We start from the raw sequence: 12,617 nt of genomic DNA, 5'->3' as shown, positions 1-12,617 counted from the left end.
CGTTGACCCCGGGGTCGAGTTGCATCGGCCGCAGGGGATGCGACGATGGGGCGTCAGAGCCGGGACCGGGAGGAACGAAGCGGATGCGGGCCGACGCGCAACGGAACGCGGAGAAGCTGCGGGCGGCCGCCGCCGAGCTCTTCCGGGAGCGCGGCCTGCAGGTGCCGCTGAAGGAGATCGCCCGGCGGGCCGGGGTGAGCCACGGCACGCTCTACAACCTCTTCGGCGGCCGCGAGGCCCTCATCGACGAGGTGGTGGCCGACCTGGCCTCCGACCGCCTCGACGAGGCCGCCCGCCGGGCCCTGGCCTTCGAGGACGCCTGGGAGGGGTTCGCCCACTACGTGGAGGGGCTCTGCGAGCTCCAGGCCACCGACCCCGCGGTCGCCGACGTCGTCGGCGGGCGCCACCCGGGCTCGGAGCGCCTCATGGCCGTCTGCGGCCGGGCGATGGAGGCCGCCGAGCGGATCATCGCCCGGGCCCACGAGGCCGGCGCCCTGCGCCCCGACTTCACCGGCGCGGACCTCGTGTTCACCCTCGGGGCCAACGCCGCGCTGGCCCGCGCAACCGCCGGCGCCGCCCCGGACGCCTGGCGCCGCGGCATCGCCTTCCTCCTCGACGGCCTGCGCACCGAGGCCGCCCGCGGCCCGCTGCCCTCCGCTCCGCCGACCCCGCAGCAGGTCCACGACGCGCTGGCGGGCCTCACCGACGAGGCGTAGCGGCCACTCCCCGGGGGCGTGCGGCCGGCGCCCGGAAGGGCGCACGGCGGGCCGGGGGGGCGAGGCGCGGGGGCGCCCGCCCTCCCCGCCGCGGCCTCGGCGCCCAGGGGCGGCCCCGGCCGGCCCCGGTCAGTCCCGGTCGGGTTCGGCCAGGTCGAGGCGGTAGCCGAGGGTCACCGCCTTCCGGCCGCTGGGGGCCGTCGTCTCCTCGGGGTCCCCGGTCCGGGTGAAGCCGGCCGCGGCGAGCGTGCGCCGGGAGGCGCGGTTGTCCTCGGCGGTCCGCGCGACGAGGGCGGTCAGCCCCAGCGCGCGGGCGGAGGAGGCGGCCGCGGCGACGGCGCGCACCGCGACCCCGCGGCCGCGCGCGCCGGGGGCGAGCCAGAAGCCGACCTCGGCCTGGTGCTCGGTGATGTCGAACAGGACGAGGCTGCCCAGGAAGCCGCCGCCGTCCGCGTCGACGATGGACAGCACCGCGAGGTCGCCGGAGTCGAGCCCCTTGGACACCTCCCAGGCGGCGATCCGGCGCACGGTGTCGGGGGTGTACTCGGGCAGCGGGAGGTGGGCGAAGCGCGCCACCTCCGGATCGCGCGTCCCCGCGGCGTACTCCTCGGCGTCCCCGGCGTCGAGGGGCCTGAGCACGACCCCTCGGTGCTCCCTGGGGAAGAGCCCGCGCAGTGCGGTCCGCTCCGCCATGACCCGCCTCCTTAAGCGAACGATGATCGCTTAAGCTACCATGGCGGCGCCATCGACCATCCGGAGGTTCCGTGTCCTACTGGGTCAGCCCGTCGGCGCAGCAGCGGGAGCGGCGGTTGAGCGTGCCGGGGATCGCGCGCGCGGCCGCCCGCGTCCTCGACCGGGGAGGGGAGGAGGCGCTCTCCGTCCGCAGCGTCGCCGAAGAGCTGGGGGCGGCCCCGTCCAGCCTGTACCGGCACGTCCGGACCAAGGACCACCTCCTCGACCTCGCGCTCGACGAGGTGCTCGCCCGCGACCTGGACCGGGTCGCCGGCGGCGGGCGGGACGCGCCGCAGCTGCTCACCCGGTGGTTCGGCCACCTGACCGAGCACCCGTGGGCGGCCCCGGCGGTGCTGGCGCGCACCCCTCTCGGCCCGGCCTACCTGCGGCTGGCCGACGCGCTGTGCCGGGCGCTCGGCGAGGCCGGCGTCCCGGAGGAGGAGGTCCTCGCCCGCTCCTACTCGCTCACCGCGCTCGTGGCCGGGCTGGCCATCGCGCACGCCCGCCACCGGGACGCGCCGGCACCGGAGGCCGGCTACCCGGTCGCCCTCGGCTCCGCCCCGCACCTGGCGGGGGCGGTCGCCGCCGCCCGCCTGGGCTGGGAGCGGACCGTCCGGGACAGCGTCGCCCGCCTGGCCGGAGCGCCCTGACCCCGGGCCCGCCTCCCCGGTGCGGCCGGGCGGGGCCCGCCGGGCGCCGAGGGCCCGGACGGAGCGGACGCCGCCGGCCCGCTCGTGCTCACCGCCGTCCCGCTCCCGTTCATCCCGGGCGGTCCGGTCGGCGGTGGTTCTCCCCGGCTCTGCGGTCTGCGCGGCGACGCTGCGGGCCGGCGTCGCCCGGGGCCGGCGCACCGCCCCGGGGCCCGGGGCCGCCTCGGTGCGCTCGCGCGCACGCCCGCCGAGGGGCGGCGGCTCCCGGAGGCGCCGGAAGGCCCGGGGTCAGCCCGCGGGCTGCTCGTCGACCTCGACGTCGAAGTTCACGTCGCTCCCCTCGGCCGAAGTGGTGGTGACGGTGACCCCGAGGGTCTCGCCGCCCGCGGTGAGCTCGCACCGGATCGAGGAGCCCACCTCGGCCGGAAGGTCCTCGGGGCAGGTGAGGTCGTCCGGCGCCTGGCCGACCTGCTCCTCCAGGACCGCGGCGGCCTCCTTCGCCACCTCGTCCGCCGGGACCGCGGCGGCGCCGCCGATACTGGCGTTGAAGGAGCAGCCGGCGGTGAGCAGCACCGCCAGCGCGCCGAGCCCTGTCCCCGCGACCGCCCGGTTCCGGCTCTGGGTTCCCATTCCGATTCCCTCGTTTCATCCGATGACGTGATTCCTCGGCCTGGGACGCGGGGGCCCTCTCCCCGGTTCCCGGGGATCGGCGGCCGTCCGCGGGCGGGGCGGGCCCGCCGCCGCTCCCCTACTCCGGGGCCGGGCGGGGCGACGGGCGGTAGGTCAGCCTGCGCAGCAGGGCCTCCGCCGGGCCGCGCACGCCGGCGCGGTCCATCAGGGACGCCGCCGCCACGGTGAGCAGCCAGGTGCCGAGGGCCACCAGCGCCGCCGACCAGCTCGACAGGAGCGCGCCCAGACCCAGGCCCCAGGCGGCCAGGAGCGGGGCGAACACCAGCGACTGGGCGAGGTAGCCGCTGAGGGAGCGGCGGCCCAGGGCCGCCAGCGCCCGTACCGGCGGCAGGTCCCGGGCGCCGCGCGCGGTGATGCGGTGCGCGATGAGGCCGAAGAGGGCGGCGTAGCCCACCCCGGTGAAGATCCCGGTGTAGAAGTGCAGCCCGGACAGGGCCGCCTCGGGGGCGACGTCGAGGACGCCGGTGTGCTGCAGGGCGAGCGCCGCGCCGGTGGTCCACCCCGCGGCGATGCCCGGAACCGCGACCCGGCGCAGCAGCCGCAGGTGCCGGGACGGCTCTTCGAGGATGCGGTGCCGCGCCGCGAGGAGGCCGATGAGGAACGCCGTCGGCAGGGCCAGGGTGAACACCCCGGAGAACAGGGCGTACAGCCAGGTCGGGAAGCGGATCGCGGCGGAGGCCGGGTAGCCCGTCTCGGCGATGCTGAGCCGCTGCAGGTCGGCCGCGGCGGTCGCGGCCGCGCCCGGGGCCGCCAGGGACGCGGCCGCCGAGACGGCGGTGAACAGGGCGCCCAGGACCAGCAGGACGGCCGCCCAGGCCTTGAGGGTGCGGTCGGTGCGGCCGAGGAACAGCGGCACCATGATGAGCCCGATGAGGCCGTAGACCCCGATGATGTCGCCCTGCCACAGCAGGACGGCGTGGACCGCGCCGAAGGCGAGCATCCACAGGTGCCGGCGGCGCAGCAGCCGGCGGGCCTCCCTCGGGGCCGTGCCGCGCGACGCCTGCCGGGCGTACATCTGCCCGATGCCGTAGGCGAAGAGGAAACCGAACATGGTGTGGGTCCGGGCGTCCACGACGACCAGGGTCAGGGCCTGGGCGACCCGGTCCGCGAGGCCGCCCTCGGCGGGGTGCAGCAGGGCCGCGCCCGCCGGCGCCTCGTAGAGGAACCACGGCACATGGGCCAGGGCGATCAGCAGCAGCATCATGCCGCGGGCGAGGTCCGGTGCGAGGACCCGCTCCGAGACCGGGGTGGGGCGCACCGGGGGTCCGGTGGCGGTCTCCGCGGGCGGGGCGCCGGTGCGGTCGGTCGTCATGGCGGTGGGCTCCCGGTGCTGGTCGTGGCGGTCGGCGGGGCCCGGCCGGAGGCGGCCGCGCGGGCCGGCCCGGGGGCGCGGTGCCACCTTCGCCCGCCGGGGCCGGTCCGGGGCAGTGCGGCCGCGTCACCGGTCTCCCGTGACGTCCGCACGGGCGGACCCGTGACGCCGTGTCACTGGTGGGCGCGGCGGGAGGTGAGCAGACTGGGGGCACGCCCCCGGCGGCCGGCCCCGCGGGCCCCGTGCACGGGTGCGGGCGGGACCGCCTCCGTACGAGGCGCCTCTCCCCGGCCGGCCCGCGGCGGGGCGGCGCGCGCGGCGGCCGCGCAGACGACCCGGAAAGGACACGCGTGACGTCCGAGCAGACCGAGAACACGCAGGGCCGGCTGCGCAGGCTCAACCTCGAGATCGTGACCGGCGCGGTCTCCGCCATCGGGGCGCTGCTGGTGGCGACCGACTCCGACTCCTGGTGGGACGCGGCCCTCCTGGGCTCGGGCCTGGTGGTGACCCTGGTGGCCCTCAACCGGTGGGCCGCGGGCGGCTTCTCCCGGATCGCGGTCCCCGCCCTGGCCGCCACCGCGGCCGTATGGGCCGCCGGGGTGCTGGTCGCGGACGCCTCGACCGCCTCCTACTGCTTCGCCGTCGTGGCCACCGTCACCGTGCTCGAGCTGCCGCGCCGCCGCCGGGCCGCGATCGCGGGGCTCGCCGCCTTCGCCGCCGCCGTGATCGCGGCGAAGCTGGCGGTGGCTTGGGAGGACGCGGTGGAGGTCCTGCTCCAGTACGTCCTCGTCTCGCTCTGCGTGGCCGTGGGCGGAGCCGTCCTGGCGGTCCTCGGCTACGCGGTCCAGGACCTGCTGGGAGAGCTGGAGAAGGCCCGGGAGCGGGAGGCGGAGATGGCCGTCATGCGGGAGCGGGTGCGCTTCGCCGGCGACCTGCACGACATCCAGGGGCACACCCTGCACGTGGTGAAATTGAAGGTGACCCTGGCCAAGAAGCTGCTGCACGGCGACGCCGCGCAGGTGGAGCGGGAGCTGGAGGAGGTGCGCACCCTGGTCGGCGACACCATCGCCCAGACCAAGGAGCTCGCCTACGCCCAGCGGCGCCTCAACCTGTCCGCGGAGCTGGAGAACGCCAAGAACCTCTTCGAGGCCGCCGGCATCGGCGTGCACGTCGACCGCGGGGCCGACGCCCCCGCCGGCGAGCTGCTCGGCCAGGTCCTCCGGGAGGCCACCACCAACATCCTCCGCCACGCCCAGGCCGGGCAGGTGTGGATCACCCTCACCGGGGAGGGCATCACCGTCGTCAACGACGGCGCCCCGGAGGGCCGCGCCCCCCGGCTCAGCGGGCTCGCCGCCCTCCGGGACCGGGTGGCGGACGAGGGGGGCGAGCTGGCGGTGGAGCAGCGGGACGGCCTCTTCCGGACGGCCGCGACATTCCCCCACCGGCGCTCCGGCGCCGCCCCGACCACGCGGAAGGACGACCGATGACCACCGTGGTGCTCGCCGACGACGAGGCCCTGCTCCGCAAGGCCATGGCCGCGCTGCTCCCCCTCGAGGGGGACGTCACCGTGCTCGCCGAGGCCGAAGACGGGGACGCCGCGGCGCGGGCCGTCCTGGAGCACCGGCCCGACGTGCTCGTCATCGACCTGGAGATGCCCGGCACCGACGGCCTGGGCGCCGTGGCCGAGATCCGCCGCACCCTGCCGGACCAGGTCGTCCTGATGCTCACCCGGCACGCCCGGCCCGGCGTGCTGCGCAAGGCCCTCAAACTCGGCGTCCAGGGCTTCGTCAGCAAGTCCGCCGACCCCTCGCACATCACCGAGGTCATCGCCGCCCTGCACGCGGGCAGGCGCTGGATCGACCCCGACGTCTCCGCGCTCGCCCTGATCGACGACTGCCCGCTCACCGACCGCGAGATCGACGTGCTGCGCGAGACCGGCCAGGGCTACTCGGTCGCCGACATCGCCGCCCGGATCCACCTGGCGGAGGGGACGGTGCGCAACTACCTCTCCAACGCGATGCAGAAGACCCAGACCAGGACCAGGCACGAGGCGGCCCGGTACGCGCGCGAGCACGACTGGCTGTAGGCGCCGGCCGCGGAAGGCGGGCCGGCGCCCCCGGTCGCACCTGCTCCGGACGGCGCTCCGGCCGGGCCCGCCGGGGCGGTCAGGCCGAGGAGTCCTCCCAGTGCCCCTCGGCGGCGGTGCACGGGCGGCCGGGGTGGACGAGCAGGCGCGGGGAGGCGAGGTCCAGGGCGATCACGGCGAGGGTGTCCCACCGCTCGTGGAAGGGGGCGGCGGGGTCGCCGTGGACGCAGACGAGGCCGCCGCCGTCGCCGCCGTGGCCGGCGAGGGCGGCCGCGCGGTCGGCCGGGTGCCCGGCGGCGAGCCCGTCCGGGCAGGCGCGGACCTGGTCCAGGCGGCCGCGGGTGGTGGAGTCGTCGGCGGCGCGCTCGCCGCGGGCCGGCACCGGGTCGAGGAAGTGGTTGGTGTGCGCGAGGCGGCCGTCCCGGGGCCCGATCTCGGCCACGCCCGCCGGGGAGAGCTCCAGGCAGCGCGCGTCGCCGCGCTCGCCGTCGAAGGAGACGACCGTGACGGCCGAGGAGGCCGAGTAGCGGGCCGAGCGGGCGATCTCGGCGGCCTCGGAGACGGTGGCCGCCTCGTCGAGGATGCGGCGGGCCGCGATGTGCACGGGCACCCCGGTTCCGGGGCCGTCCGCGATGTGCTTCAGGGCGTTGAAGTGCACGCCGAGCCCGGCGCTGTTCACCCCGATCTTGCCGGCGATGCCCGCCTCGGTGAAGGTGTGCACGCGGTGCCCCGGCCGCGGCTCCAGGGTCCACAGCAGCATGCCCCCGGCGAGGAAGGCGTGCCAGTCCCAGGTCTGCAGGGTGCGCGGGGGCGCGCCGCCGCCGGGCAGCACGACGGAGGTGGAGCACTCCCCTCCCCCGCCGGCCGCGGCGGCGCCGAGCACCTCGGTCCGCGCGTTGAGCGCGCCGAGCCGCCACGGTTCGAGCCCGGCTCCCTCGGCCAGGCCGGCGGCCTCCTCGGCCAGGGCCGGCGCCCAGGCCGCGATGGCCTCCAGAGCGCGCTCGCCGCAGGCGCGGACCTGGTCGGGGCGGGCCCCGTTCGCGGCGAACAGCCGGTCGTACCCGTCGGCGGCGGCGCCGACGGCCGGGGCGAGGGCGGCGCCCAGGGCGCGTCCGCGGTCGGCGGGGGCGGTCTCGGCGGAGGCGTGGCGGAGCAGGCGGTGGACGGAAGGCATGCGACTCCTGTTCGGTGGTGCGGCGGCGCCCGCCCGCGCGGCCGCGCCTCCGCCGCGCTGAGCACGGCGTCCCGGGCGGCCTCCGGGGCGAGTGCGCCGATCCCGGTGGCGGTGATCCCCTCCAGGTCGGCCTCGTCGGTGGTGACGGTGAACAGGATGTCGCCGTCGATCCCGGTGCGGAAGGGCCGGATCGCCCGGTGCATGGAGCCGCGCGCCTGGGCGCCGAGCCGGCGCGGCGACCACTCGGGCAGGCGCGCGTCGGCGACCGGCGCGGTGAGCGCGGTGCTCCCGGCGAGCAGCCGCGGGCGCGCCGCCGCCCGTCGGGCGGGGGTCGCCGCGGACCGCCCTCGCCCCCGTCCGCCGCCGTCGGCCCGGAGCCGGCCGGCCCGGCCGCCCCGGGCGCGGCCGTCCGGGTCCCCGCGGGCCGGACCGGGGGCGCCGCGCGGCACGCCCGGTCCGGCGGCCGCTCAGCCCTCCGGGGCGGGGGTGCGCGGCCCCGAGGCGAGGTAGACGGTGTTGGAGGACTCGCCGCCCCGGAGCGGGTTGGGGAAGGAGACGACCTCGGCGCGGGCGGCGGTGAACACCTCCCGGAGCACCCCGGTGAACGCCTCCTCCGGGGGGTCGTCGGACCACAGCGCGAAGACGCCGTCCCGGCCGAGCATGCGCGCGGTGAAGGCGCGCAGCCCTTCGGGGGTGTAGAAGCCGCCGTGGCCGGGGGCGAGCAGGTGGCGGGGCGAGTGGTCGATGTCGAGGAGCACCGCGTGGAAGGGGCCGCCCCGGCCCGCCGCGAACGCCTCCTCTCCGCGGGCGAGGGCGAAGAAGTCGCCGTGCAGGAGCGTGCAGCGGGGATCGGCGGCCAGCTCGGCGCCGGCCGGGATCAGCCCTTCGCGGTGCCACCCGATCACCTCGGCCAGCGCCTCGACCACGGTCAGCTCCGCGACGCGGGGGTCCTGCAGGGCGGTCCGCGCGGTGAAGCCGAGCCCCAGACCGCCGACGGCGACGCGCACCCCCTCGGCGGGGATCCCCGGTTCGGCCAGGGCCAGCCGGGCCATCTCCTCCTCGGCCGCGGTGAACGCGCTCGACATGAGGAACTCCTCGCCGAGCTTGACCTCGTGGACCTCTCGGCCGAGCACGGGGTCCAGCCTGCGCCGCAGGCTGATGTCGCCCATGCGCGTGGGGCGCAGGTCCAGTATCCGGAAACGGGTGCTCATCGCGGTCCTGTCGTCGTCGTGCCGTCGTCGGGGCCGCGCCCTGCGGGCGGCGCGCCCCCTCACCCGGTGACGGTGCCCACCGCGGCCCGCTTCTCACCGGATCCGCCGCCCGCGCCGCAGGCGGGCGGCCCGGACCGCGCGGCATGGCACACTCCCTGACGGACGGACGGTCCGACCTCTCGCCGAGAACGGGGCGGCCCCGGCTCCGACGTCGAAGTGGATCCACTCGAGGAGGTGCTCCCGGCATGGGTGCCGAGCGCATGCAGATCGGCGAGGTCGCCGAGCGGACCGGGTTGTCGCTGCGGACCATCCGCTACTACGGCGAGGTGGGCATCGCACCGCCGTCGGCACGCTCCCAGGGGGGCTTCCGCCTCTACACCGAGGACGACGTCGAGCGGCTGCTGCTGGTCAAGCGGATGAAGCCGCTGGAGTTCTCACTGGAGGACATCCGGGCCCTGATCGACGTCCTGGACCGGCTGGCCGCCGGGGGCGGCGACGACGCGACCCGCCGCGACCTGCTGGAGCGGCTGGACGGCTATCGGACGGCGGTCGAGGTGCGCAGCGCCGCGCTGCGCGCGCAGCTGGAGGCGTGCGAGGACTTCACCGCGCGGTTGAGCGGCGTCCGCGCCGAGCACCGCGCCTAGAACTCCGGGAACGCGGGGAGGCGCCGCCCCCGGAGGGGTGTGAGTCCTCTCTCACCCCCGCGGCCCCGAATCGACTCTTACGTAACTGTAGAGTTCGGGGCGCGCCGAGCCGCATGCCCCGCGTGCGCTTCGAAGTGCATTGCGCCCCGGCCGCCCGCCGGGCCGGATCCGCGGCAGCGCCGCCGCGCGGACGGGACCGGGGCCGCATCGCGCCCCGGCGCAGCGCCGCCGGAGCGGCCCTGCCCGCCGAAGACCTCTGCTCGACGCGAACGGCCCCTGCACGGCCTCTGACCGAGATCGGAACCATGACCCTCCTGACGACGCTCGCGCGCCGGCGCCCCGCGCTGCCCCCGCTGCGGGTGCTGCGCACCGAAGTACTGGCCGGCCTGGTGGTCGCGCTCGCCCTGATCCCCGAGGCGATCTCCTTCTCCATCATCGCCGGGGTCGACCCGGCCGTGGGGCTGTACGCCTCCTTCACCATGGCCGTGGTGATCTCGATCGCGGGCGGCCGCCGCGCGATGATCTCCGCGGCCACCGGCGCGATCGCGCTGGTCGTGGCGCCGCTGTCGATCAACCACGGCCTGGGGCACCTGGTCGCGGCGGTGATCCTGGGCGGCGTCCTCCAGGTCGCGCTGGGCGCCCTGGGGGTGGCCCGGCTGATGCGGTTCGTGCCCCGCTCGGTCATGGTCGGCTTCGTCAACGCCCTGGCCATCCTGATCTTCATGGCCCAGGTCCCCGAGCTGGTCGACGTGCCCTGGATCGTCTACCCGCTCTTCGCCCTGGCCCTGGCGGTCATCGTCGCCCTCCCCCGGCTCACCAGGGCCGTCCCCGCGCCGCTGGTCTCCATCGTCGCGCTGACCGCGCTGACCCTGGGCGCCGGGCTGGCGGTGCCCACCGTCGGCGACAAGGGCGCGCTGCCCTCCTCGCTGCCGGTCCCCGGCATCCCGGACGTGCCCCTCACCCTGGACACCCTCACCCTCATCGCCCCCTACTCGCTGGCCTTCGCCCTGGTGGGGCTGATGGAGTCGCTGATGACGGCCAAGCTGGTCGACGACATCACCGACACCCGCTCCGACAAGACGCGGGAGTCCATCGGCCAGGGCATCGCCAACATCGTCACCGGCTTCTTCGGCGGCATGGGCGGCTGCGCGATGATCGGCCAGACCATGATCAACGTCAAGGTCTCCGGAGCGCGCACCCGCCTCTCCACCTTCCTGGCCGGGGTGTTCCTGATGGTGCTCTGCATCGCCTTCGGCCCCTGGGTCTCCCAGATCCCGATGGCCGCCCTGGTCGCGGTGATGGTCATCGTGTCGGTCTCCACCTTCGACTGGCACTCGGTGTCCCCGGCCGCGCTCAAGCGGATGCCGGTGGGCGAGACCCTGGTCATGGCGGTCACCGTGGTCGCGGTGGTGGCCACGCACAACCTGGCCGTCGGCGTGGTCGCCGGGTCCCTGACCGCCTTCGTCGCCTTCGCCCGGCGGGTGGCCCGCCTGGTGAGCGTCTCCTCCGTGACCGACCCCGACGGCGGTCAGGCGGTCTATGTGGTCGAGGGCGAGCTCTTCTTCGCCTCCAGCAACGATCTCGTCCACCGGTTCGACTACGGCGGCGACCCCGAGCACGTGGTCATCGACCTGACCCGCGCCCACATCTGGGACGCCTCGACGGTGGCGGTGCTGGACGCCGTCACCGCCAAGTACGCGGCCAGGCGGAAGACCGTGGAGATCATCGGGCTCAACGAGTACAGCGCCGCGATGCACGGCCGGCTCAGCGGAGAGCTCGCCGGCGGCCACTGAGGCAGTCCCGGCGGATTCCGGGGAGGAACCCGGGGGCCGGGGCGGGGGCGGGGCAGAGGTCCTCGCCCGGGTGCGGCGTCTCGCGGAGCGAAGGTTCAAACGGGCGGCGACGGCGAAGGAAGGGGCGGGGTCGGGCGCCCCGGCCGGGCGCGGCGCCCCACGGGGCGGGGGTTCATGCGGGCGGCGAGGGCAGGGAGGGGACCGGCCGGTCGGTCGGGTGCGGCAGGGCGGGCCGGGGGCGGGGGCGCCGCGCCCGCGCCCCTCCGGGGGCGGGGGCGCCGCGCCCGCGCCCCTCCGGGGGCGGCGGGGGCCGGCCGCCCGAAAACCACCACCCTCTGACCTGGGCGGATACTCAGGGTGACGGCGCTGGGGGGCGCCCTGCGCACCGCGAGAGCATCCCGGTGATTTCTGGGCGCGCATCCCGGGCCGGATCGGGCCCCCGAGGACCCGAATCGCCTTGGTCGGGCCGGCGATCGCGGGTTCGAGCGGCCAGCAGGGCGGAGAACCGGAGGGCCGGAACCCGGGCAGGGCAGACGCGGGGGCGAAATGCCGCGCCCATCCCCCCGAAAGCCCCGCTTTGGCCACTCTGCGTGACCGGCGAGGGGGCGGCGGGGGTTCCGGGGCCTACTACTCGCCGGTAGATGTCGTTGGGCCTGCCGCAGGGGCGCGCAGGGCGCGCCCAGGCGGCCCGCCCCCTGCCCCCGGCCCGGCATAAGGGGCATGGCCTCTGCCTGGGCGCCGGAGGCCCGACAGGGCGGGTCCGGTGATCACGGCGCCCGCCCACTCCCGCCTTCGCCGCCGGTCTGAACCCCGACCCCGCGAGACGCCGCACCCGGACAGAACGCCCGCACCCGCCCCTACCTGCACCGTCGCCGCCCGCCTGAACCCTCACCCCGTGGGGCGCCGCACCCGGCCGACCAGCCGGTCCCCCTCCCCTCGCCCTCGCCGCCGGCCTGAACCCCCGCCCCGCGAGACGCCGCACCCGGGCGAGGACCTCCGCCCCGGCCCTGCTTCGGCCGTCGCCTCCTGCGGGCCCGGGCTCCGGTCAGGGGTCGCGGCGCAGGCCGGCGAGGAGGACGTCGACGAAGAGGCCGCGCTCGTCCCCGTCGGTGAGGCGGACGGCGTACTCGATCCCGCAGACGAGCCGCTCCACCTGGTCGCCGGTGAGGTCGGCCCGGACGGCCCCCGCCCGCTGGGCGCGCTCGAGCACCTCGCGCAGGCCGTCGAGGGTCTCGGCCTTGAGCGCGGCCACCTCCGGACTGGCGTCGTGCGCGGCGAGCAGGACGGCCTGGAGCCCGCCCGACTCCAGGTGGAGGTCGACCACGGCGCGCAGTCCCGCTTCGAAGGCGCGCCCGGGGTCGGGGTCGGCGGCGGCCTCGCGCGCGATCGCGTTCAGGCGCCCCAGGGCCTCGCGGGTGAGCTCCTCCACGAGGGCGTGCGCCGTGGCGAAGTGCCGGTAGACGGTGCCCACGCCCACGCCCGCCTCGCGGGCCACCTCGTTGAGGCGCAGGTCCTTGGGGTCGGCCCGGCGGGCGGCCGCCAGGATGCGCTCGCGGCTGCGGGCCGCGTCGGCGCGGAGCGGGGGCGGGGTCATGGCAGGAATCCTATC

At 77.0% G+C, this 12,617-nt stretch carries 12 protein-coding genes; 6 read left to right on the top strand and 6 right to left on the bottom strand.

Going from position 1 to position 12,617, the window contains the following annotated elements; genetic code table 11:
* Positions 1-83: 83 nt before the first annotated feature.
* Positions 84-716 (top strand): TetR/AcrR family transcriptional regulator, encoded by a 633-nt coding sequence (locus J0910_RS14105; RefSeq protein WP_420158961.1) that lies wholly within the window; start codon positions 84-86, stop codon positions 714-716.
* Positions 717-845: 129 nt separating this feature from the next.
* Here the strand turns inward: J0910_RS14105 and J0910_RS14100 are convergent, their stop codons facing one another.
* Entirely contained in the window at positions 846-1,409 is a 564-nt protein-coding gene (locus tag J0910_RS14100; protein ID WP_420158960.1) for a GNAT family N-acetyltransferase, read from the bottom strand.
* Positions 1,410-1,480: 71 nt separating this feature from the next.
* Here J0910_RS14100 and J0910_RS14095 point away from each other — a divergent pair, with 71 nt between their 5' ends.
* Positions 1,481-2,098, top strand: coding sequence for a TetR/AcrR family transcriptional regulator (locus J0910_RS14095; RefSeq protein ID WP_420158959.1), 618 nt, complete (start codon positions 1,481-1,483; stop codon positions 2,096-2,098).
* 288 nt (positions 2,099-2,386) lie between these two features.
* Here the strand turns inward: J0910_RS14095 and J0910_RS14090 are convergent, their stop codons facing one another.
* Positions 2,387-2,728: a DUF4333 domain-containing protein gene (locus J0910_RS14090; RefSeq protein WP_420158958.1), complete on the bottom strand. Its 342-nt coding sequence runs from the start codon at positions 2,726-2,728 to the stop codon at positions 2,387-2,389.
* A 118-nt stretch (positions 2,729-2,846) separates the two neighbouring features.
* A complete protein-coding gene (locus tag J0910_RS14085; protein WP_420158957.1) occupies positions 2,847-4,100 on the bottom strand; it encodes a DUF418 domain-containing protein in 1,254 nt (417 codons plus the stop codon).
* Positions 4,101-4,450: 350 nt separating this feature from the next.
* On the opposite strand from J0910_RS14085, the gene J0910_RS14080 reads away from it, so the two are divergent.
* Positions 4,451-5,587, top strand: coding sequence for a sensor histidine kinase (locus J0910_RS14080; RefSeq protein WP_420158956.1), 1,137 nt, complete (start codon positions 4,451-4,453; stop codon positions 5,585-5,587).
* Entirely contained in the window at positions 5,584-6,186 is a 603-nt protein-coding gene (locus J0910_RS14075; RefSeq protein WP_420158955.1) for a response regulator transcription factor, read from the top strand. The genes J0910_RS14080 and J0910_RS14075 overlap by 4 nt, the downstream gene beginning before the upstream one ends.
* Positions 6,187-6,265: 79 nt before the next feature.
* On the opposite strand, the gene J0910_RS14070 is transcribed toward J0910_RS14075, so the two are convergent.
* Together J0910_RS14070 and J0910_RS14065 are read right to left on the bottom strand one after the other, a co-directional pair.
* Positions 6,266-7,360: a C45 family autoproteolytic acyltransferase/hydrolase gene (locus J0910_RS14070; RefSeq protein ID WP_420158954.1), complete on the bottom strand. Its 1,095-nt coding sequence runs from the start codon at positions 7,358-7,360 to the stop codon at positions 6,266-6,268.
* A 467-nt stretch (positions 7,361-7,827) separates the two neighbouring features.
* The gene (locus tag J0910_RS14065; protein WP_420158953.1) at positions 7,828-8,571 is read right to left on the bottom strand and encodes a polyamine aminopropyltransferase; all 744 of its coding nucleotides are present in this window, start codon (positions 8,569-8,571) and stop codon (positions 7,828-7,830) included.
* 245 nt (positions 8,572-8,816) lie between these two features.
* Here J0910_RS14065 and J0910_RS14060 point away from each other — a divergent pair, with 245 nt between their 5' ends.
* Together J0910_RS14060 and J0910_RS14055 are read left to right on the top strand one after the other, a co-directional pair.
* The gene (locus J0910_RS14060) at positions 8,817-9,215 is read left to right on the top strand and encodes a MerR family transcriptional regulator (protein WP_420158952.1); all 399 of its coding nucleotides are present in this window, start codon (positions 8,817-8,819) and stop codon (positions 9,213-9,215) included.
* Positions 9,216-9,520: 305 nt separating this feature from the next.
* Complete coding sequence (locus J0910_RS14055; RefSeq protein WP_420158951.1) at positions 9,521-11,008, top strand: SulP family inorganic anion transporter; 1,488 nt, start codon at positions 9,521-9,523, stop codon at positions 11,006-11,008.
* Positions 11,009-12,053: 1,045 nt separating this feature from the next.
* On the opposite strand, the gene J0910_RS14050 is transcribed toward J0910_RS14055, so the two are convergent.
* Entirely contained in the window at positions 12,054-12,602 is a 549-nt protein-coding gene (locus J0910_RS14050; protein WP_420158950.1) for a TetR/AcrR family transcriptional regulator, read from the bottom strand.
* Positions 12,603-12,617 lie beyond the last annotated feature (15 nt).

The organism is Nocardiopsis oceanisediminis, from assembly GCF_048595525.1.
Taxonomy (GTDB): Bacteria; Actinomycetota; Actinomycetes; order Streptosporangiales; family Streptosporangiaceae; genus Nocardiopsis_A; species Nocardiopsis_A oceanisediminis.
The sequence above is the reverse complement of the archived record's forward strand: the minus strand, read 5'-3'. Positions and strand labels throughout refer to the sequence as shown.